A 22,472-nucleotide genomic window follows, 5' to 3' on the forward strand; every position below is an offset into this window, starting at 1 on the left:
CGTCCTTTCTGATTGCCGAAATTCGACGTATCCATGTGTTTCTCATAACTGGTTGTTCTCTTTCGTTATTCGGTTCATGATGGTTTCATAATCGTTTTTTATCAAGAGCTGAACAGCCTGTCGATAGGAGGCAGCGTAATCGCCGTGCAATGCTTCCGAATATTGGAAACATTCCGGAGTGGCGCGGTACAACAGGCAAGTGGAATCCACGGTTGCTGCTCCAACGATTACGAGTTGGGCTAATCCTGCTTGTATTCGTTTGCGACGAGCATCATATTCGGCTAAAGCATGTGGACCATCGCCGTGAAGATTGCGCTGTCCGAATCCGAATGTTTTCATATAGGTGGCGATAAGGTCAATGGCTGTGATTTCGTCAATTGTGGAAGGTCTAGAAAGAAGGGGAAGGCATAATGTCAATCGTGTTGCTGTTTCCTGTGTTGTGTTAAATAATGAATTATTCATTTTCGTGTACCCACTCCAGCATATGGTCGTTGACCAGCATATGACACAGCCCTTTCTTTTCCGCTGCCTTAATCATTGATGGGAATTGGGCTATAACTGAACCGGATAGGGGGAAACCGGCTGCCTGAGATAGCGTTGCTCGCATGCGTAACAGTCCATCGGCGTAATCAGATGCGCAGGTATCGCATATTCCGTCATAAAGATCAACCTTCAGTGCATCAAATTCTTGCTCTCCGTTTTCTATAACATCCCGTAGATTCCTGCGCATTCCTTCCGCATCGTAAAAATATTCACGTTGCTTGGCGTATTCAGGACGACATGTCTGAGGAAGATCGTCGGAACAGTTGATTGGCTTGTGCAAGTGATCGGCATAGGCGGCTTGCATCTGCGTGAGGTATGTCTTTTTCAAGATGATCATCTGGTTTATCCGGTGGAATTGGATAAGCCTTCCAGGGGACCGAAGAGCGCCCAAGGTGCAATTTGCCGTTGTTGATGCGACCAGACGCCAGAGGTAAGTTTTCGAAAATATCGAATTTCGGCTGAAAGCTTATGCCGTCGATGAGAATGTCACGTCCACCGGCATTCGCCTGGAGTATTGACAGAAGCCATTTTCCTGTGGCAGAAGGAAGCTCACTGATATCCGTAACTCTAATATTTGCCTTGATAAGCTCCTTTTGAAAATCGGCAAGGGCATCAATGCTGATATCGCAGCAAAGACGTTCTACTTTCGAGATATCTAGGCGCTGATAAAACTCGGCGGCTTTCCAGGCAGGAATCTTCTTGCGACCGTTATAAAAACGAGTCAGATCAGTATCGTTGATTCCAGACCAGACCCCGGTGGTAATAGTGGTCTTTCCGGGTTTGCGGTTTCGATGATGTTGGGGAAGTGGATTTCTTAGACCGTCATCCTCTAACACAGCATCGAAGAAATCCTTCATAAATCCCTTTTTGTGGTGGTCTACGCCAGATATATAAGGGTTTACGAGCTGACAGAAGACTCCCAGAGCATAGGTAGCAGTAGTTTCGGCCAAGTGAGTCTCCTTCTCGTCTCCATTTGTCTTCATCCGTCGCCTTCCCATGAGGTCACTGTTCCTACGATGGAAGCCAGATTCAGACGAATAAGCCGGTAAAACACTGGAATATCGCCAGTATACGCCGCTTACAGCTGGATCAGAGAAGCGCAACTTTCGTCTATTGAAAGGATTTGAGACCAGACACATCGTAATTTCTTCTTCAACTCGATGTCATGCGATAACCGGTTATAGAAGTAGGGCATTGGGCTGTTCATCCGTTGTGCCGCAGTGAAGCTGACTGGGGCTTTTAACTAATCACATGCATGAGATCTGCCTGCTTATTCATGGTGACGCGTCGGTTTTCTCCTGAACTGACGCGTCATGCTTATCCAGCAGGTTGGATGCTCATGTGGTGGCCTATGCAAGCAGGTCTCGAAGACCCAATAACTGGGTGGGATCGAGACTGGAATGAGAATTTCATTGAAACATGAGGCAATGCGCGCCGGTAATGTGTCCGTAACTGATATATACAACTGTTCGGAAGTGGAATTACGGACGATGGTTGAACGCGATAGATGTTTGCGCGCAATCCGTATGGGTTGTTCGCCACGTGATATTGCACTACGTACCCCTCAAACGATACTTCAGGAATTGTGGAATGCGGAGGAACGTTCCGCTCACGCTTATTATCGATCGGACCGTGTCAGCGGAGTTATTTGCTCCTATGAGGATTTGGTTGGTGCAGGGCGGGAACCCCAGGGGTGTTCTGCTTCTTCTGAGGATATTCTCTTATGCGCGGAGGATGCGAGAGAAAGAGCTAACTGTTTGCAAGCTATCTTTGCGGAGATCGAAAAACTGCCAGCAGGTCAGCGCAATATCGTCAGGGGTGTACTGGTAAAGGGGGCATCTCAATCAGATATGGCACGAGAGCTGGGCGTGTCCCGAGCTGCGGTGTCCAAACAGCTTTCAACGGCTGTGCGCAAAATTCGTGCCGCTATTCGCGACGAAAGCAAAGAAACGAAGAACACGACAACATCAGCAGTTTGTGAAAGAAAGGAGCATTAATGGTTCATTTCAGTGTTATCAGAGTGAAAGGAAGCCCGTCATATGACTTCGATGCATGCGGAGACATTTTGGCTATGGCCAAAGCTGTAGGTGTCATGACGGAAAACATGCGCACTGATCGCTGCGACAATACACAGTGTGATGGAAGTCGTTGTAAGGGAAACACTATGTTTCGGTTGGAGTTAGACACCGAAAATCGCAGAGTTCATCGCAGACGCCATGCCAGATGAAACGCCCGAGGTTAACACCTCGTGGCGAAACGGCAGTGCAGGTGAGGGCAGATATTGGGTCTGCCTTCAGCAACAGGTCCCGAAGGAGGACATCATGACTGATCAGATGGTGCTGCAGACGCAGCAGTGGCTGAACAAGACATACGGGAATGATCCCCGATTCAAGAAAATCAACCCGGACGGCAGAACTGGTTGGCCGACAATCTATGCGCTTACTCGCGCATTGCAGATTGAATTGGGCATCCAGTCCACTGCCGATAACTTCGGTCCTTCCACCCAGCGGTTATTCAAGCAGCGGTATCCGAATGGGGTGCGGCAGCAGGCAGTTGCGGACAAGAGCACTTCCAACGTGTATTCCATCATTCAGGGGGCGCTGTGGTGCAAGGGCTACTCCACTGGTGGCAACATCTCACAGCATTTCTACGACGGAACAGGTTCCGCGATCAGGAAGCTTAAGGCTGATATGGGCATAGAGGGAGATTCCAGCGTAGACGTTGAGATCATGGGGGCGTTGCTCTCGATGAAGCAGTTCGTGCTGCTGGCCTCTTATGGCGGTATCGACTCCGTCCGTAGGGCACAGCAGTTCATCAACAAAGCATATCGTCCATACACGGGCATCATTCCGACTGATGGACTGTACGGCAGGGAGATGAACACGGCTCTTATCCAGGTGCTTCAGTCGCTTGAAGGTTTTTCACCCAGTGAGGCAACGGGGAATTTCGGCAACGGAACTAGATCTCGTTTGAAAACGATAACAGCAAATAACGCATCCTCTAATGAGTCGTGGGTCTGGCTCGCCAGCACGGCTTTGGCGTGTAATGGGATCGGGGGCGGGCCGACCTTCGTATGGACGAGCACGTTCGCCAATATCGTGAAAGCGTTCCAGGAGCGTTATGCCATTGCTGTGACGGGCTCTATTGATTCGACCACGTGGATGAGCCTGTTGACATCTAAAGGTGATCCTGACCGTCCGTGTGTGGCCTGTGACACTAGGTTCGAAATTACCGACGCCAGGTTGGCGACGTTGAAGGCAGACGGGTATGAAATCGTGGGACGTTATCTGACGGAGCCTGGCCAGTCGTCGTTGGCGCCCAAGGATTACTTTAAGGCCATCCGTCCGGGTGAGCTCGAGCGCATCACTCGGGGCGGCATGCGGTTCTTCCCGATCTTCCAGGAGTACTCCACGAAGCTGGAGCATTTCACCCCGGCAAACGGCGCTGCTCATGCCAAGACCGCTCGTGAGGCGGCGCAGCGTCTTGGCATCCCTCCCACCCATATCTACTTCGCTGTAGACTTCGATGCGACCGATGACCAGGTGACCAGCAATATCCTGCCATACTTCCGTGCGGTTTGTTCGTCTCTTGGTGGTGGATACGGAGTAGGGATTTACGCGTCCCGCAATATTTGTTCCCGCGTCATCGGTGCGGGATGCGCGAGTAACGCGTTTGTGTCCGACATGTCGACGGGATTCTCGGGCAATCTCGGCTTCCCCATCCCGGACGGTTGGGTCTATGACCAGTTCACCGAGATTGACGATTACAAGGGCCAGGGCTGGGATCTGGACCGTGTTGCCTATTCCGGGAAGGTATCAGCATGCGCTTCACTGTTGCCTGCCGTGCCAGTGCCTGCGCCTGATCCCGATCCCGTCTCGCCAGAAACGGATCCGCTGCTAAGATGGGTCGCCGTCACGGAGCAGGAGTGTCGCAAAGCCCTTGCCGCTCTGGGTACCCAGGTAGCGGTTTACGAGGACAGCATCGGTCAATTCATCCTGGAATGGCTCCGCAAACCTGAATACTGGTCGGAAGGCGGTAGCGGGACACAAGCAATGTGGCACGCATATACTCCTGAAGTTTCGACTCCGCCCGACTTGGACGCGGCGCGTGTGGTATGTGCCAATGTATGCGAAGCACAGCCTTCAATTAAAGAGAAACTGCCATCGACTCGAGATGTTGCACACATGGCTGCAACTGCTCTCGGATACCTGACATGGGGTATCGAAAACAATCCAGCCAAATATGGTCTAGGCGATTTAGGTGGCTGGCCTCTCGACTTGTTGCAGATCTGGGGTGCCTATCGCCGTGACGGCAAGCATGCCGACTTGGCAGCATGGCTCTATAAGCACCTTGGGAAAGATGAAGGATTCGGGTACGATGACGTTCTTGCGGATGCAGATGCATGGCTAATTGCTTCTAGTATGAGGAAACGATCCGGTTCGACGGTTCTTTCTGCTGCTATGCGTGAAACGTTTAAGCAGAGTGAGACCCATCGTATCGTTCGATTCTACGACGAACGTTTTGCATCAAGCGCAGATAATGTGGTGAGTGCATATTCAACAATGGCGGACGGTCTTGATGCACTTGGTTTGACAAATATTGGAATGAGCGAAAGCATCCTAAAAAAGGCTGCCGGTACAGACAAGCTTCCTGATAAGCAGGAAGCTGAAGTGAGTGCTCGGGCGTTCGCTGCATTCATTGATCAGCCAAGACGGTAGCTCGCATAATGCATTATGTGTGGGCAGATGTGTCGTCTGCCCACACATTCGCTGTTGTGCTTTCGATTTGGAATTCCTCTGCCAGATACGGGGAAACTTCTAAAAGGCCGCTATGCCGAGGAAGAGTCCTGTAATACCGGTGGCCATCAATACGATGATGGTGATGATTCCGGCGAAGATGCGTACAGGAAGGGTTTCTTTTCCATGGTTTGATGGGCTGTCCGCAACTAATCTCATTACTCCAGCTGTAACCCAGCAAACTGCGCCCAGGACTAGTGCCAGGAATTCTCGACACCATTCCGTTTCAAGTGCGGGAATGCCGACGATTGATGACGGGTCGCTTGCCAGTCTTGGCGGAATAGCGCATAGGATACGCTCCAATATCAGGTAAGGGGTATCAAAATGGATCAGAGTCAAAGCGAATGGGAGCTGTAGCGCCAGTCCTATCCACCACAGCGTGCGTCGGATGGTCGCGAGTCTGTCGCCCGGCCTAGTGTCCGGCTTGCCGCCTTCGCCCTCCGTCCCGGCACCGTCCGCGGGCGTGTGGTCCCCCTCGTGCGCGTCCGTCGTCCCGTCCGTGTCCCTTTCCGCGTCCATATGTCCCCCTCCGATCATCCGAGTCTGTCGCTCGGCCCGCGCGCCCGTTCCGTGCGCGCCGTCGCCGGCCAGTCTAGGGCCGTGCGACGCGAACGGGGAGGCCCGCGCCGTCAATCGGCACGGAACCTCCCCGTTCATCAAGCGGTCGGACAGCCGCGGATCAGCCCGTGTTCCGCAGGCCGGCGGCGACACCCGAGCAGGAGTGTCACAAAGCCCCTGCCGCTCTGGGTACCCAGGTGGCGGTTTATGAGGACAGCATCGGTCAACTCATCCTGCAATGGCTCCGCAAACCTACGTACTGGTCGGAAGGTAGTTCCGGCACGCAGGCACTATGGCATGCATACACACCGGAGCCGGTTACTCCCAGCGAATTGGCCTTGTCGCGTCAGGCATGCGGTGTCGCATGTGATGCACAGCCTGTCATCAAAGGCACGCTGCCCAATCGGGACATCGCCCATATGGCTGCCACATCCTTGGGATACTTGACATGGGGCGTTACGAACGATCCAATGGACTATGGTCTCGGTGATCTGGGCGGATGGGCTCTGGATTTGCTGCAGATTTGGGGAAGCTACCTGGCGAATACCCCGAAAGAGGACCTGGCGTCATGGCTGCACGCTCATCTCGGCGAGCAAGACGCTCGTATGGGATTCAGTTACAGCGATGTTCTCGCGGACTGTGATGCATGGTTGCTGGCGCGGTCCATGCAGAGCAATTCTTCCGAAAGGTCTTTGTCCACCGCTATGCGGGACATGTTCGCGCAAAGCGAGACGAATCGAATTAAACGGTTCTATCAGTCCCGGTTCAAGGGAAGTGCGGACAACCTGGTCATCGCATTTCGAAAGCTTGTTGATGGAATCGATCTTGGAATATTCGATAACGTATCCGGAAGTAAAAAAGCACTGCTCATTGCGTCACATGCAGACCGACTCCCGAGTCAAGCGGAGGCTGGTATATTGGCATTATCCTATGCTGAATCTCTTGAAAATCCGAACCGTTAATCAATCATGATTGTGATCGCATTGCGTGGAATGATTCAGCCATTCCACGCAATGCGCCTCTGGTAAAACGTCATAGAGTCATTAGAGCGGAAAGTAGCGTTATCACAAGAACGGGAAAGACCATGACCAGCACGAGAAACGATATGATTCCCACAAGGACATGCGAGGCGGAAGAGGAATGATCACGAAGTTCCGGATATACAGATCGCATATATGAACGCACGCCAAAGATGACAAGCGCCGCAATCCAGCAGACTACCCCCATAATCAATACTAAGGTAAGTCTACGTACATACTCAGTTGCCGTAGTTAAATTCATGCACGAAGAGGAAGAGAACGTTAAGACTCTGCAGATTATAGTATCATCATCGCCATTGGCGCCCCATTCCGCCCACAAAATAAGTGCTGGTGAAAGCAGCAGTAATCCCAGCCACCATAGCACGCGTCTGGCCTTGCCCAAAGCCACATAGCATCTACTCGCCTTAAGGAATTTGGTAGCTGCTTTCGGTGCCAAAGCATATTTCTTGCCGGAAAAATTTTCTGACGTATCTTCCAGGCCATGTTTTTTCCCAATGTCATCGATCATAGCCGGATTCGCTTTGCAAATGTGGCGTTCGTTTCCGGCATCGCCCTCCGCCTTGATGCCGTCCGTTGGCCCGGTGCTCCCGCGCTCATTCGATGGCTTGTCCATGTCCCCTCCGATCATCCGAGTCTGTCACTCGGCCAGCGCGCCCGTTCTATGCGCGCCGTCGCCGGCCAGTCTAGGGCCGTGCGACGCGAACGGGGAGGCCCGCGCCGTTTATCGGCACGGAACCTCCCCGCTCGCTTTTGTCAGGCGGTCAGCCGAAGATCAGCCCGTGTTCTGCAGGCCTGCTGCGACACCGGACACGGTGCACAGGATCAGGTAGGTGTAGTTCTCCTTCTGGCCGTGCGTGAGCTCTTCCTTGTCCACGCGCTTGCGTAGCGAGCCGAGGGCGAGCACCTGGGTGACGGACAGCGCGTCCACGTACGGCGAGCGGATGCGGATGGCCTGGCCGAGCACGTGGCGGTGCTGCAGCGGCCATTCGTCGCCGACGATCTTGAGCACCCACTTGCGGGTGAGCTCCATCTCGTCGAGGACCTTCTTGTTGAGGTCCTCACGGTCGCCGAGGGCGAGGTACATCTTGGCGATGCGCTCGTCGGTCTTGGCCAGCGACATTTCGATGTTGTCGATGAACGTGGAGAACAGCGGCCACTCCTCGTACGCCTGACGCAAGGTGTTCAGGTCGCCGAACTGCTCGCACGCGGTGCCGAGGCCGTACCATGCGGCCAGGTTGATGCGGGCCTGGGCCCAGGAGAAGATCCACGGAATGGTGCGCAGGTCGTCGAGGGACTTGGCGCCCAGACCACGCTTTGCCGGACGGGAGCCGATCGGCAGCAGGCCGATTTCGGTCAGCGGCGTGACGGTGGAGAACCACGGTGCGAAGCCGTCGGTGTTCAGCAGGTCGAGGAAGCGGTTGTGCGCGGCCTCGTCGAGCTTGCTGGCCATGTCGGCGTACTTCTTGGTCATATCCGTGTTGCGCTTCTCCACGCTCGGAGCGGACTGCAGCAGCGTTGCGGCTGCGACGGACTCCACATGGCGGATTGCAAGCACCGGGTTGCCGTAGCGGGCGAAGATGACCTCGCCCTGCTCGGTGAGCTTGAAACGGCACTTCACGGAGCCGACCGGCTGTGCGAGCACGGCGCGGTTGGCCGGGCCGCCGCCACGACCGACGGCGCCGCCGCGGCCATGGAACAGGGTCAGGTCGATGTCGTGCGATTCGGCCCACTTGGCGATGCGCTCCTGCGCGGAGTGCAGGGCAAGGGTGGCGGAGGTCGGGCCGGCGTCCTTCGAGGAGTCGGAGTAGCCGAGCATGACTTCCATCTTGCCGCCGGTGGCCTTCAGACGAGCCTGGACCTCCGGGATCTTGATCATTTCCTCAAGCACGTCCACCGAGTTCTGCAGATCCTCAAGCTGCTCGAACAGCGGAATCACATCGATGGTCGGAACATCCTCGGGGTGGGAGAACGCCAGACGGTTCAGTTCGTACACGTCCTTGATGTTCTGGGCGCTCTTGGTGAAGGAGATGATGTAACGGCGGGCGGCCTTGATGCCATTGCGCTTCTGGATGGAACCGAGCGCGCGGAAGGTGTCGAGCACCTCGTGGGTCATCGGCTGCAGCTCGCCACGCTCACCGTGCAGGCCATGCTCGCGGATGTCCTCCAGAGCGCGGGAATGCACGACGGAATGCTGACGGAACTCCATCTCGACCATGTGGAAGCCGAAGGTCTCGGCCTGCCAGATGAGGTCCTGCAGCGGGCCGTAGGCGGAACGCTTGGCGTTGGCTTCGGCGAGGGAGCGCTGCACGGTCTTCAGATCGGCGATGTAGTCCTCGCAGGAGTGGTACATGAGGTCGGCGTCGCGGTCGATGGTGGCCTTCAGACGGTCTGCCATGACCAGCATGACGGCGCGGTGCAGCTCCTTGGTGGAGATCAGCGCGGCCTTGTCGGTCAGACGCTCGCTCATTTCCTTCTGGTGGTTCCACAGGGACTTGAGTTCGGCGCTCGGCGGGGTGGTCTCGGCCTCCATCGTCAGGTTCTTGCCGACGCGGCGGGTCTCGATCTCCAGCGCGCCCAGCACGTGGTCGCTGAACTTGCGGGCCACCTGACGGCTCACCTTGGCGGTGACGTTCGGGTTGCCGTCACGGTCGGAACCGATCCAGCTTCCCGGATGGAAGAACGCCGGGCACACCGGCGGCACGAGGCCGGCCTTGTCTCCGAGGACCCAGTCGTCGAAACGACGGTAGACCTGCGGAATGGTGTAGAACAGCGTGTTGTCGAAGATATCAAGAATGGTGTCGGCTTCCTCAACCGGAGTCGGCTTCTTCAGCGCGATCGGGGAGGTACGGAACAGCGCGTCGATCTCGTTGAAGAGTCGACGGGAGTTCTCCTTCTTGTCCGAGCCGCCGAGCAGCTTATGCGCTTCGAGCAGCTGGGAGATGCGGCGGATCTTGCCTTCCACGGCCTTACGGCGGGCTTCGGTCGGATGCGCGGTGAACACCGGATGGAACTCGAGCTGGTCGAGCAGCTCCTTGGCTCTGGCCGGACCCATCTCGTTGATGAGCTGGTGGTAGGCGCAGGTCATTTCGTTCACCGGATCGACGGCCTGGGTGTCGTCAACGGCGTTCTCACGGCTGTGCAGCACGGAGACACGGTAGTTCTCCTCGCACAGATTGGCCAGATGGAAGTAAGTGGTGAAGGCACGAGCCAACAGCTGGGCCTCATGCACGTCCGTCTTGTCGATGATGTCGACAACCTTCTGCAGGTCGTCCTGATCGGGATTCGTGTCGGTCAGAATGCCGGAGAAACGTTCGTCGCTGGCCTTCAGCGCATGTTCGCGCACTTCATCGAACTTGGCCAGCAGGTTTTCATCGAACTCACCGAGCACCTCGCGAAGAATCTGCAGACACAGATCCATTTCCTCTTTGAGGGATGCGGGAAGATCACGCTCCTCAGGGCCCTTGGTGCCGGTGCCGGACGAGACGATAGCCGCGTCCGCAGGCGTGATCTGTTCGTTTTCAGTTGTCATCAGACCTCCTTCTCCAAACCATCGGGTTGCTCGGTCTGTCGGTCCTTCGCGGCACCTCCGCGATTGTTTTGGCCGTCTGTTGCGAGCCCACAGCCCTAAGCTTGGTGGGTAAATGCTCGACCATTGTAGGCGCGGCAAATCGACAGTTTGGTTACGGAAACGCCGGAATGGTTCGCATCGTGGACATTGAATGTCCGGAAAATGGGCATGTGGGAATGTTCGGAAAATATCCGACCAGCCCACACGTTAGACCTGAATAGTGTGAGCGCACTACATGAACATGATGAGAACACCGAACGCGTTGACAGCAGCGCGAAGGCGGTCAGCAAATTCCACACCCACTCCATTCCGCTCGATATGGAAGACATCGAACGCGATTGGGACAAGCCGGTAACCGAAGCCGGCATCGCGGCGAAAGCCAGCGTGATCGTCCGCGTCGGCATGCTTGACCTCGGCGCCGGAACAGGCAGCTTCCGCGTCCGCGAAATGATGCACCGCATCGCCTATCCATTGGGCGTGCACGTGCGCGCCGACGTGAACCTCACCGACATCGAAGCCTCCTGCACGGACGGCAAGGACCGCATCACCGAAGTCGTCGACCTGCCGACCACCGGCGTCAACACCGAACGCATCTGGCTGCTCGAGCACTTCGCCGACTGGTTCAACGTCAACCTCGGCAAAGGCTCTATGTACCACAGCCAATCCGACGTTTCCGAAGGGCTGATGCAGCATCTCGACAAGCGCGACGCCTCGCAGGTGTCGGCCGAACTGTCCAAGCAGCTCAAGGAACGGCAGAAGGCCGAGCAGAACCAGGAAGGTTCCGACGATCCCGTGCTCGACGCGCTGGAAATGGTCACGGAACGCGCGCAGGAAGGCGATTCCACCGCACGTCCGCTGCACATGCGCGATATCGAGGCGGCGGCCGCGGCCGGACGTAGCAATGGCGATTCGGTCGCGGAAAAGCCGCGTAAGAACCGCAACTGCAAACCGCCGAAGGAATATGCCGAGCATTTCGACCATATCGGGAAAGCCGCGGGCGAATCGCAAGGCGTCACCGTACGGCAGGCGCACGAGCGACTCGACATGATCGAACGTCGCAAACCGCTGTATTCGCCGGCCTTCGCGGGACTCGCGTCCGCCTGCGCCTGCGCATCCTTCGTGTTCCTGCTCGGCGGCGGCCCGTACGACATGATCGGCGCGTTCGTCGGCGCCGGCCTCGGCCACTGGCTGCGTCGCCGCCTGTTCGCCCACCATCTCAACCAATTCTTCGTGACGTTCGTCTGCGTGGCCGTCGCCGCGCTGGCATGCACCGGCATGCTGCGACTGATCGGCCTGTTCGATCCGATCGCCTTGCAGCACGACACCGCGTATATCGGCGCGATGCTGTTCGTCATCCCCGGATTCCCGCTGATAACCGGCGGGCTTGACATGGCGAAAATCGACTTCCCATCAGGCGTGCAACGACTCACCTACGTGCTGTGCATCATTCTGATGGCCACGTTGGCAGGATGGATGGTCGCCTCAATCGTGCACCTGAATCCGCAAGGATTCGAGCCGCTTGGACTGAACCCCGTCATCAACTGCCTGCTGCGCATGCTGTTCGCGTTCATCGGTGTGTGGGGCTTCTCCGTGATGTTCAATTCGCCGCAGCGCATGTGCCTCGTCGCAGCCACCATCGGCGCCATCACCGATACCTTGCGATTGGAGATCGTCGACTTGGGCGTGCCCGCGGAAGCCGGCGCGTTCATCGGCGCGTTCCTTGCCGGCCTGCTCGCCTCCGCATGGCGTTCGGCGGTGCGCCACGGCCTACTTGCTCCGCATTTGGGATATCCGCGCATCTGCCTGACGGTTCCGTCTATTGTGATCATGGTGCCCGGTTTGTATATGTACCAGGCCATGTTCCACCTCGGCCAGTTCGATACGCTGAACGCGCTCGATTGGGCGTTCCGTGCGTTCATGGTGATCATCTGCCTGCCGATCGGCCTGGCGATGGCACGAGTAGTGACCGATAAATCCTGGCGCTACGACATTTAATAACCTGCAGAAGGGTAAAAACACTTGGTAACCAAAGATTTCTGGGTGCTGCTGGCCATGGTCTTGTACTTCGCGGCCATGCTGACCATCGGCTTCGTCTACTCCAAGAGGTCCAATTCCTCCACCAAACAGTATTTCGCGGGTGGGCGTGGCGTCGGACCGTGGCTGACGGCATTGAGCGCGGAAGCCTCCGACATGAGCGGCTGGCTGCTTATGGGCCTGCCGGGCGTCGCCTACTTCACCGGCGCGGTCGACCCAATGTGGACGGCCATCGGTCTGGCGCTTGGTACTTACCTCAACTGGAAACTCGTCGCACGCCGTCTGCGCCGCTACTCCGTGGTGGCCGGCGACGCGATCACCATTCCCGACTTCTTCTCCAAGCGCTTCCATGACGATCGCAATATCGTATCCACCATCGCTGCGCTCATCATCCTCGTATTCTTCTGCGTGTACGTCGGCAGCTGCTTCGTGACCGTCGGCAAACTCTTCTCCACGCTGTTCGGCTGGGACTACCACCTGACCATGGTGATCGGCGCCGCCATCGTGTTCGCGTACACCATCATCGGCGGCTATCTGTCCGTGGTCGTGACCGACTTCATCCAGGGCCTGCTCATGTTCTTCGCGCTGGCCGTGGTGTTCATCGGCTCCGTGGCGTCCGCCGGCGGCATCGACAACACCGTCGCCTTCCTCAAGGGCATTCCGGGATTCCTCGACGGCACGCATGTGGCCACGCCGATCCTCAACGACGCCGGCGAGCAGATCGTCAAGGCCGGACAGGCCATGTTCGGCGCGCCCGCCGACTACGGCATCATCACCATCATCTCCATGCTCGCGTGGGGCCTGGGCTACTTCGGCATGCCGCAGGTGCTCGTGCGGTTCCTGTCCATCCGCAGTTCCGAGGAAATCAAGAAATCCCGCATCATCGCAACCACGTGGTGCGTGATCTCGCTGGCGTGCGGCGTGTGCATCGGCCTGGTCGGCCGTGCCATGATGCCGACGCAGTTCGCCACGCAGGCGGCCGCGGAGAACATCTTCATCGTGGTGTCGCAGGCGCTGCTGCCGAGCTTCATGTGCGGCATCGTCGTGTCCGGCATCTTCGCCGCGTCCATGAGCTCCTCGTCCTCGTACATGATCATCGGCGCCTCGGCCGTCGGCGAGAACATCTTCCGCGGACTGCTGCACCGCAAGGCCACCGACCGCCAGGTGATGATGGTGGCGCGCATCACGCTGCTCGTCATGTTCATCTTCGGCATCGTGGTGGCGTTCGACCAGAACTCCTCGATCTTCCAAGTGGTCTCGTACGCGTGGGCCGGCCTCGGCGCATCCTTCGGACCGCTGATGCTCACCTCGCTGTACTGGAGGCGCACCAACAAGTACGGCGCGATTGCGGGCATGCTGTCCGGCACGGCCACCGTGCTCATCTGGCACAACCTCGTCAAGCCGCTCGGTGGCATCTTCGCCATCTACGAGCTGCTGCCGGCGTTCATCGTCTCGCTGCTGTTCATCGTGGTGGTCTCGCTGCTTACGCCCGCGCCAAGCGCGGAAGTGCTGCACGAATTCGACCACTATCTCGACGATCCGGACGACCGCCACGTGGACGACGACCTCGTGGCCGCCGAAATCGCCGCAGGGGAGAAGCGCTCGCAGATCTAAGCGGGATGGCATCCGGCGGAAGGCGTAATCCGCCATTTGTAAGCGAAATGGGTCGGGAACCGATGTGGTTCCCGACCCATTTCTCGTTGTGAACGTGCGAACACGTAAGCGTGCGACGGCCGCACGGCTCAAACGCGCTCAGTAGCGCATGCCCATGGCGTCGCGCACCTGCTCCAGCGTCTCGTTGGCGATGGCATTGGCCTTCTTGTTGCCCTCGGCGAGCACGTCACGCACGTAATCCATATCTTTGGCCAGCTCGGCGCGGCGTTCGCGCATCGGGGCAAGGAAGTTGTTCACGGATTCAACCACGTACATCTTCAGTGCGCCCGCGCCGGAATCACCGATCTCCTCGGCGATTTCCTTCGGGTCGCGGCCGGTGGTCAGCGCTGCGGTGGTCAGCAGTGCGGAGACCTCCGGACGGTTGATCGGATCGAAGGTGATCTTGCGTTCGGAATCGGTGCGGCTCTTCTTGATGAGCTTGGCGGTCTCCGCTGCGGTGGCACTCAGCATGATGGAGTTGCCACGGGATTTGCTCATCTTCTGGCCGTCGAGGCCCGGAATCTCCGGCGCATCGGACAGGATGGCGTCAGGCTCCGGGAACACCGGGTTCTTCTTGGCGTAACGCTCGTTGAAGCGGCGGGCGATGGTGCGGGTCAATTCGATGTGCGGCAGCTGATCCTTGCCCACCGGCACGATATTGCCCTTGCAGAACAGGATGTCGCAGGCCTGATGGACCGGGTAGGTCAGCAGCAGGCCGGTCAGTGCGTGGCCGGAAGCCTCCATCTCGGCTTTGACGGTCGGATTGCGGTGCAGTTCGGACTCGGTGACGAGCGACAGGAACGGCAGCATGAGTTGGTTTTCGGCCGGCACGGAGGAGTGCGTGTAGATCATGGTCTTTTCCGGATCGATGCCGGCGGCCATGTAGTCGAGGATCAGGTTGAGCACGTTGTCCTGGATGTGCTCGGTGGTGTCACGGTCGGTGATCACCTGATAGTCGGCGATGATGATGTTGGTGTGCACGCCCTTGTTCTGCATCTCCACGCGGCTGCGCAGCGTGCCGAAGTAATGGCCCATGTGCAGACGGCCCGTCGGACGGTCGCCGGTGAGCATGGTGAACTTGCCCGGATTCTTTTCGATTGCGGCGAGGGTTTCATCGGAACGCTTCTTTGCGGCGAGGAAGCTCGCGCTCATTTCATTGCCGACAGCAGTGATCTGCTGCTCCTGGGTTTCGTCCGTCATACGTGTCCTTTTCTTAAGAAAATCAACGATTTTATCGTAAAAGTCTGAGCCGACAACGAAATAATGCGCAATAAGTGGTACTCTCTTGTTTGATGAATTGATAGCACAGTAATTTCAGGGGGTCAGATGGGCCGCGGACGTCAGAAAGCCAAACAGCAGAAAATAGCCCGAAAGCTCAAGTACCTGACCACCGACGCCGATTACGATGAGCTTGCCAAGGAGCTCGGTGCGCAGGAGCCCGGTTCTGGTTCCTTCGACCCATTTGCCGATATCGAAGCCAAGTATTCTCACGATGTGGACGCCGAAGATGAGACCGTTGGGGACGGCCAAACGTCTTCCGATTCCGCCGATGACCTTGACGAATACGCCAAGTGGGCCGCGGAAGCCGCGGCGAAGGCCACGAGTGGCGAGTTTCCGGCGGCAAAGGCCGCGCCGAAGCCGCACAAGCCCATCCCGATGCCGGTGCCCAGCGCGCTGAAGCCGAAGAAGCAGGACTGACTGCACAGATTTTTTCAACGAATGGCCCGTGGTTTCGACCGCGGGCCATTTTTTATTATTTCGATTTCGATTGTCGGGCGATTGTCGAGCTCGTCCCGCCAACCATCACCGGTCGCACCACGCCGCGACCTATTCCTATGCCAGCGGCAGCAGCCCGCTCAGATCGTCGCGTTCGCCGACGGCGGTGATGCGTCCGGCGTCCTTTTCCTCGCCCCAGCTGGTGATGCCGGTGGCGAGCCTCATCCACACGTCGGGGTCCAGTTCGATGACGTCCGGCGGCGTGAGATTGTGCGGATCGGACGCCGGCCCGTCGAGGATCTTGATGGCGCCCCACGGTGCCACGCGCACCTCCACGCCTTCGCCCGGAGCCTTCTTTTCCAGCAGGTATAGCGAGTAGCGCACCGCCATCGCCCACAGCTGGCGCGGCAGACGCGGCGAGAAGTTGAGCCGGAAATCGAAAGCGGCGTCGTCATCGGCCGGCAGCTGCTCGCTGAAAATGTTGTGCGCCGCGTCCTGCCACTGTTCGAAGGCGGCGCGTCCTTTGCCCAAGTCTTGTTCTCGTATGACAGCCATACCGGTATTGTGCAGCCCGCAAACGACTATGATGGGACTTTGCAAACGATGTAGTCGTAACTAAATAGGGGTTTGAGGGGCGATTTTCCTGCGATTGTGGTGCCCTCGCTTAATGGGCGCCATACGTTGCGTTGCAGTTTTTGCAATGTTTTTTGCAAACGAATGCCGGCTTACGATTGCTGGGAATTTCGTCTTTTTATGATTACGTAGTATGCTGTACATGAGAACGTATGCATGATGTTACTTAGTGTTCATGCGGCCGCAAATGCAAGGACGCTGAAGTAAGGCATAATGTTCCTGGAGAGTATCCGTCAAAGGGAGTCAATCAATGACTGAAATTACCGCACCGAAGTCCGCGGTCACCGCGGAACAGTTCGCTGACGAGATTCGTGAGCAGCTGAAGTACACCCAGGGCGTCACCGTCGAGCAGGCCAAGCCGGCCGACGTGTACGTTGCCGCGTCCGCCGCAGTGCGTCGCCATCTCGTGGATTCCTGGATGAAGACCCAGGCCGACATGGTCAACGGCAACACCAAGGCCGTGGGCTACCTGTCCGCTGAGTTCCTCATGGGCAAGCAGCTCGAGAACGCGCTGCTCAACGCCGGACTGACCGACCAGTTCGACAAGGCCGTGGAAGCTCTCGGCTTCGATGCGCAGGAAGTCATCGACGCCGAATACGAGCCGGGACTCGGCAATGGTGGCCTGGGCCGTCTGGCCGCCTGCTTCATCGACTCCCTCGCCTCCCTCGGCGTGCCGGCGTTCGGTTACGGCATCCAGTACAAGTACGGCATCTTCAAGCAGGAATTCGACGAGAACGGCAAGCAGATCGAGACCCCGGATTACTGGCTGGCCAACGAAGAGCCGTGGGGCCACATCGACTACAACCGCGACCAGAAGGTCTCCTTCGGCGGCGAAGTCGTCGAAGAGAACGGCAAGAAGGTTTGGAAGCCGGCTTGGTCCGTGCGCGCCGTCCCGGTCGACTACATGGTTCCGGGCTACGCCTCCGGCCGCGTGAACACCCTGCGCCTGTGGACCGCCAAGAGCTACGACGAGTTCGATCTGCTCACCTTCAACAAGTCCGAGTACCTCGACGCCGTCAAGCCGCAGGTCGAGGCCGAGAACATCTCCAAGATCCTGTATCCGGAAGACTCCACCCCGCAGGGCAAGGCTCTGCGCCTCGAGCAGCAGTACTTCTTCGTGTCCGCCTCCATCCACGACGCCATCCGCGTCTTCTACCCGGGCCAGGACAAGCCGGATCTGACCACCTTCCCGGACAAGATCAACTTCCAGCTCAACGACACCCACCCGGTCATCGGCATTCCGGAGCTCATGCGCGTGCTCATGGACGAGTATGGCTACGATTGGGACACCGCCTGGACGATTACCAACAAGACCTTCAACTACACCTGCCACACCCTGCTTCCGGAAGCTCTGGAAGTGTGGCCGTCCAAGCTCATCGGCGAACTGCTGCCGCGTCATCTCGAGATCATCGAGAAGATCAACGACCAGTTCGAGGCCGAGCTCAAGGCCAAGGGCGTTGCCGAGGAGACCATCAAGGACATGGCCATCTACACCGGCGACTCCGTGCGCATGGCCTACCTGGCCACCTATGGCGGCTCCCACGTCAACGGCGTGGCCGAGCTGCACTCCCAGCTGCTCAAGGACGTCACCCTGAAGAACTTCTCCGACGTGTATCCGGACAAGTTCACCAACGTGACCAACGGCGTGACCCCTCGCCGCTTCATCAAGCTGGCCAACCCGCGCCTGTCCGACCTCATCACCGAAGGCCTCGGCACCGACAAGTGGCTGAGCGACCTCGAACTGCTCAAGGGCCTCATCCCGCTGGCCGACGATGACGAGTTCGTCAAGAAGTTCGCCGCCGTCAAGCAGGCCAACAAGGTCGACTTCTCCAACTTCGCCAAGCGCAAGTACGGCTTCGACATCGACCCGAACACCATGATCAACACCATGGTCAAGCGTCTGCACGAGTACAAGCGCCAGGCCCTGAAGATCCTGTCCGTCATCGCCGACTACGCCGACATCAAGTCCGGCAAGGTCTCCGCCGACGACATCATGCCGCGCACCATCGTGTTCGGCGCTAAGGCCGCTCCGGGCTACTACCTGGCCAAGCAGACCATCCAGCTGATCAACAACGTCGTCCGCGTCATCAACAACGACCCGGACGTCAAGGGCAAGCTGAACGTCTACTTCCCGTGGAACTACAACATCGAGCTGGCCATGAACCTCATTCCGGCCACCGACCTCGACGAGCAGATCTCCCAGGCCGGCAAGGAAGCCTCCGGCACCGGCAACATGAAGTTCGCCCTCAACGGCGCTCTGACCGTCGGCACCCTCGATGGCGCCAACGTCGAGATCCGTGAGCGTGTGGGCGCCGAGAACTTCTTCCTGTTCGGCATGACCGAGCCGGAAGTCTCTGCGCTGTACGCCAAGGGCTACGACACCAAGGGTCTGTCCCGCGAGTACTACGAGAAGGACCCGCAGCTCAAGGCCGCCATCGATATGGTTGCCGACGGCACCTTCTCCGACGGCGACAAGGACACCTACAAGGACCTCGTCAACGATTGGCTGAACAAGGATTACTTCATGACGCTCGCCGACTTCCGCGCGTACATGGACATCCAGGCCCAGATCGAGGAAACCTACCGCGATCCGATGAAGTGGAGCCGCATGGCCGTGCTCAACGTGGCCAACTCCGGCTACTTCAGCTCCGACCGCTCCATCGAGGATTACCTCGAGCGCATCTGGCACACCGGTCCGCTCAAGTGATTATGGAGCGGTCATGAAACGTCGCTGGCATCGCCGACGCACGCATGATCGCTTTCGCTCCGTCCGTTTCGCAATGGGCGGATAAGTGATGACGACGAAGGCCCTTGGGATTTTCCAAGGGCCTTTTCGTATGTTTTTCGCATGTCCGATTGCGTATGCCGGTAGTGCCCGAACGTACGTGCCGAACGTACGTGGCAATACAGCGACAGTACGACGGAAGGCCGCAAGCCAATCGCAATCGCAAAAGCAAAAGAAAAACCCTGTATCGCAAGATACAGGGCGAAGCAACAAACCCAACGCGGCATAGGTGTGCCGGGGAAAGGCGAAATCAAGCGGCTTCCGGCTCAGCGGCAGGAGCGGCGGCAGTGGCGTCGGCCTCCGGCTCGGCGTCCTTGGTCAGGCCCAGGTCGACCGGCGAGGAGCTGTTCTCCCACGGTTCCTCCCACGGGTCATAGTCGGGATTCTGCTGCTTGTAGATGTACAGACCGACGACGCCAGCAAGCAAAGCTCCGAAGAGCAGTGCGAAGAACTTCCAACCGTTAGAAGACTTGTTCTCCATGACGGCTCCTTTCAAGGTTTCCAAACACTGGCTGACCTGCTCGTTCAAGCCAGCTCTGTTCCCTATCTTAATTCGTGGAATGTGTCGATTGGGTGGATTTACGCGCCGGAAAATACCGCATGTGCCGGTAGTGTTGAGCTATGGCATACCAACGATTCAGTCTGTTTCCCGATTCCCCATCGTTCAAGGATCTGTTCTCCGCCCGATCGCTGCGATACCGGTGGCGCAACGGCGACCCGGTCATCACCACCGCCATCATGGCGATCTGCATCGTGGTGTGGACCATCGAAGCGGTCCTCTTCCTCGTCTGGCCCGAAGGCGGCAACGCGTTCGTGAACGCCGGCATGCTGCTGCCCGCCACGGCCGTCCGGCACCCGTGGACCTTCATCACCTCGATGTTCCTGCACCAGCCGACCTCGCTGTGGCACATCCTGTTCAACATGCTTACTTTGTGGTGCGTGGGGCCCGTGCTGGAACGCATGATGGGGCATTGGCCGTATCTTGCGCTGTACCTGCTGTCCGGATTGGGCGGCGGCGCCGGACTGATGGTGTGGGCCGTGTGCTCGCCGTCGGGATGGATGACCGCCGCATATGGCGCGTCCGGCGCGCTGTTCGGCCTGTTCGCCGCGATTCTGGTGGTGTACAGGAGAATAGGCATCGATATTCGTTCGATGCTGATTTGGATGCTGATCAACTTCCTGATGCCGGTGATCACGCCGGGCATTGCATGGCAGGCGCATGTCGGCGGATTCATCGTCGGCGGCGTGCTTGCGTGGCTGCTGGTCACCGGCCTGCATGCGTTCCGCGGCAAAAGCCTGACGTGGCGCACCACGGTGTACGGCATCACGGTGTTCGTGGTGGTCGTGGCGATCATCGTGGGATGCAACGCCGGCAATCCGCTGATGCATATGTCACTTCTGTACCAGTAATGCGGGAACTACACACATGTAGTTTTCCACATCCGTGGATAACTTTGTGGATAAGTGATGTCAAACCTGTGGGTAAGTCGGGGATAACGTGGTGGATTATCCACAAGGATATTCACAAAATGGCGGAACATAAGGAATTTCCTATGTGAAAATTGTGGATAACCGATATCCACACCCCACAAAAATGGGGAAAATCGCCGCCGGTATTTCGTGGTGCGACGTTGACTCAGGCACAAAATATGGGCGTTATCCACATTCATCCACATTTGTCCACTTGTTATCCACAGGAAAGATAAGATGACGAAGGCAATCGACAAGGACGCAATACCGATGCGCCACGGACGCAGGATACGCGTGCGACGATATACGTGCGACATGGCAGATACTTGCGAAGAAGGGGAGAGGAACCATGAGTGACGGACCACTGCTCAACGACGTGACGCGCGCCTTCGCCGAGGCGCATCGCAATGAAGATGTGCGTGACCTAGCGCTCAAAACCAAACGGACGGCGGACCTCGACTTGCCGGCCGCGCTCGACCAGATCGCGGGCTGGCAAATCGCCCGCAACAAACTGCCGCAATGGGCCGCCTGCGCGGATATCGTCTATCCCGCGCATATTTCCATGGAACAGTGCTCATCGCAGTTCACAACGCAATACAAGGCCGAAATCGCCCGGCGTCTGTTGCGATCTCTGCCGCAATCGGCGGGACAGACGGCCAACGACGCGACCATGACGGACCTGACAGGCGGATTCGGCGTCGATTTCTCATATCTCGCCCGAGGATTCGGTCACGCCACGTACGTGGAACGCCAATCGCATCTATGCGAACTGGCCGCGCACAATATGGCGGCGCTGGGCCTCACGCAAGCACAGGTGGTGTGCGGCGACGGCGTCGAATACCTACGTGCGATGGAGCCGGCGCAGCTGATCTACATCGACCCGGCCCGCCGCGACGAGCACGGCGCCCGCACCTACGCGATCGAGGACTGCACGCCCGACGTGCTGGCGCTGCGCGATCTGCTGCTGGCTAAGGCACGATATGTGATGATCAAACTGTCGCCGATGCTCGACTGGCGCAAGGCGGTCGACGATTTCGCGGGCACTGTGGCCGAAGTGCACATCGTCTCCACCGGCAACGAATGCAAGGAACTGCTTCTGGTGCTGGACGGCAAGGCTGCCGGGGCAACGTCCGATGCCGCAGCGGCAGACACGCGTGCGCCGCACGTGTACTGCGTGAACGACGATCAGCGACTCGACTACGATGCGGCCGCCTATACGCGCGGCCTGCGCATCGGGGACGCGCCGCTGCCGCACGAGCTGCGCTACCTGTACGAGCCGAACGCGTCGATCATGAAGGCCGGCTGCTTCGACGTGGTGGAAGCGCGATTCGGGGCGGTGCAGATCGGCCCGAGCAGCCACCTGTTCGTATCGGACGAGCCGGTCGATGGTTTTCCGGGGCGCGGTTTTGCGATTGAAACGATCGGCGGTATGGGTAAGAAGGAGCTGAAGCGATTGCTGTCCGGCTTGGACCGTGCCAACATCGCCGTGCGTAATTTCCCACTCACCGCGCCGCAATTGCGCAAGAAACTCAAGCTCGCCGACGGCGGCGACGCCTACCTGTTCGGCACCACCATGCAAGGCGGCGACCACGTGCTGATTCGGACGGCAAAAATCAGCAGATAATCGGCGGGTAAGCGGCGGCTTTCCACTCGACAGGAAACCGCTTTTCCTAAAG

The 22,472-nt window shown here is 58.0% G+C and carries 17 protein-coding genes; 9 read left to right on the top strand and 8 right to left on the bottom strand.

The window, feature by feature from the left end; all coding sequences use genetic code 11:
• Positions 1-42: 42 nt before the first annotated feature.
• From OGI63_RS01150 to OGI63_RS01155, 3 genes are read right to left on the bottom strand one after another with little or no spacing between them, the layout of a single operon-like run.
• Positions 43-462 (bottom strand): ABC-three component system middle component 2, encoded by a 420-nt coding sequence (locus OGI63_RS01150; RefSeq protein ID WP_011742575.1) that lies wholly within the window; start codon positions 460-462, stop codon positions 43-45.
• A complete protein-coding gene (locus OGI63_RS14235; RefSeq protein WP_319026322.1) occupies positions 455-880 on the bottom strand; it encodes an ABC-three component system protein in 426 nt (141 codons plus the stop codon). Before OGI63_RS14235 ends, OGI63_RS01150 begins: the two co-directional genes overlap by 8 nt.
• Positions 771-1,493: a hypothetical protein gene (locus OGI63_RS01155; protein WP_231837090.1), complete on the bottom strand. Its 723-nt coding sequence runs from the start codon at positions 1,491-1,493 to the stop codon at positions 771-773. The genes OGI63_RS14235 and OGI63_RS01155 overlap by 110 nt, the downstream gene beginning before the upstream one ends.
• A gap of 540 nt (positions 1,494-2,033) precedes the next feature.
• Here OGI63_RS01155 and OGI63_RS01160 point away from each other — a divergent pair.
• From OGI63_RS01160 to OGI63_RS01170, 3 genes are all read left to right on the top strand, one after another.
• The gene (locus tag OGI63_RS01160; RefSeq protein ID WP_157821773.1) at positions 2,034-2,540 is read left to right on the top strand and encodes an RNA polymerase sigma factor; all 507 of its coding nucleotides are present in this window, start codon (positions 2,034-2,036) and stop codon (positions 2,538-2,540) included.
• Between the two features lie 324 nt (positions 2,541-2,864).
• Positions 2,865-5,261: a glycoside hydrolase domain-containing protein gene (locus OGI63_RS01165; RefSeq protein ID WP_008783074.1), complete on the top strand. Its 2,397-nt coding sequence runs from the start codon at positions 2,865-2,867 to the stop codon at positions 5,259-5,261.
• A gap of 833 nt (positions 5,262-6,094) precedes the next feature.
• Positions 6,095-6,859, top strand: a complete 765-nt coding sequence (locus OGI63_RS01170) for a hypothetical protein (protein ID WP_007058018.1) — start codon at positions 6,095-6,097, stop codon at positions 6,857-6,859.
• Positions 6,860-6,929: 70 nt separating this feature from the next.
• Here OGI63_RS01170 and OGI63_RS01175 read toward each other — a convergent pair whose 3' ends face one another.
• Positions 6,930-7,565 carry a hypothetical protein gene (locus tag OGI63_RS01175; protein WP_007054553.1) on the bottom strand — a complete coding sequence of 212 codons (636 nt, stop codon included), beginning with the start codon at positions 7,563-7,565 and terminating at the stop codon, positions 6,930-6,932.
• A 144-nt stretch (positions 7,566-7,709) separates the two neighbouring features.
• Positions 7,710-10,466 (bottom strand): phosphoenolpyruvate carboxylase, encoded by a 2,757-nt coding sequence (locus OGI63_RS01180; RefSeq protein WP_011742577.1) that lies wholly within the window; start codon positions 10,464-10,466, stop codon positions 7,710-7,712.
• A gap of 201 nt (positions 10,467-10,667) precedes the next feature.
• Between OGI63_RS01180 and OGI63_RS01185 the strand changes: the two genes are divergently transcribed.
• Together OGI63_RS01185 and OGI63_RS01190 are read left to right on the top strand one after the other, a co-directional pair.
• Positions 10,668-12,500, top strand: coding sequence for a threonine/serine ThrE exporter family protein (locus tag OGI63_RS01185; protein ID WP_011742578.1), 1,833 nt, complete (start codon positions 10,668-10,670; stop codon positions 12,498-12,500).
• 57 nt (positions 12,501-12,557) lie between these two features.
• The gene (locus OGI63_RS01190; RefSeq protein ID WP_011742579.1) at positions 12,558-14,153 is read left to right on the top strand and encodes a sodium/proline symporter; all 1,596 of its coding nucleotides are present in this window, start codon (positions 12,558-12,560) and stop codon (positions 14,151-14,153) included.
• A gap of 138 nt (positions 14,154-14,291) precedes the next feature.
• Here the strand turns inward: OGI63_RS01190 and trpS are convergent, their stop codons facing one another.
• Positions 14,292-15,392 (bottom strand): tryptophan--tRNA ligase, encoded by a 1,101-nt coding sequence (gene trpS, locus OGI63_RS01195; protein ID WP_055054870.1) that lies wholly within the window; start codon positions 15,390-15,392, stop codon positions 14,292-14,294.
• 126 nt (positions 15,393-15,518) lie between these two features.
• Between trpS and OGI63_RS01200 the strand changes: the two genes are divergently transcribed.
• Positions 15,519-15,890: a DUF3073 domain-containing protein gene (locus OGI63_RS01200; RefSeq protein WP_264309053.1), complete on the top strand. Its 372-nt coding sequence runs from the start codon at positions 15,519-15,521 to the stop codon at positions 15,888-15,890.
• A 135-nt stretch (positions 15,891-16,025) separates the two neighbouring features.
• Here OGI63_RS01200 and OGI63_RS01205 read toward each other — a convergent pair whose 3' ends face one another.
• Positions 16,026-16,463 carry a sterol carrier family protein gene (locus OGI63_RS01205; RefSeq protein WP_011742582.1) on the bottom strand — a complete coding sequence of 146 codons (438 nt, stop codon included), beginning with the start codon at positions 16,461-16,463 and terminating at the stop codon, positions 16,026-16,028.
• 328 nt (positions 16,464-16,791) lie between these two features.
• Between OGI63_RS01205 and OGI63_RS01210 the strand changes: the two genes are divergently transcribed.
• Positions 16,792-19,248, top strand: coding sequence for a glycogen/starch/alpha-glucan phosphorylase (locus OGI63_RS01210; protein WP_011742583.1), 2,457 nt, complete (start codon positions 16,792-16,794; stop codon positions 19,246-19,248).
• Positions 19,249-19,576: 328 nt separating this feature from the next.
• Here the strand turns inward: OGI63_RS01210 and OGI63_RS01215 are convergent, their stop codons facing one another.
• Complete coding sequence (locus tag OGI63_RS01215; protein WP_021913506.1) at positions 19,577-19,807, bottom strand: hypothetical protein; 231 nt, start codon at positions 19,805-19,807, stop codon at positions 19,577-19,579.
• A 140-nt stretch (positions 19,808-19,947) separates the two neighbouring features.
• On the opposite strand from OGI63_RS01215, the gene OGI63_RS01220 reads away from it, so the two are divergent.
• Entirely contained in the window at positions 19,948-20,736 is a 789-nt protein-coding gene (locus OGI63_RS01220; RefSeq protein WP_041777187.1) for a rhomboid family intramembrane serine protease, read from the top strand.
• 409 nt (positions 20,737-21,145) lie between these two features.
• The gene (locus OGI63_RS01225) at positions 21,146-22,420 is read left to right on the top strand and encodes a class I SAM-dependent methyltransferase (RefSeq protein ID WP_264309054.1); all 1,275 of its coding nucleotides are present in this window, start codon (positions 21,146-21,148) and stop codon (positions 22,418-22,420) included.
• Positions 22,421-22,472 lie beyond the last annotated feature (52 nt).

The sequence above is a fragment of the Bifidobacterium sp. KRGSERBCFTRI genome (assembly GCF_025908335.1).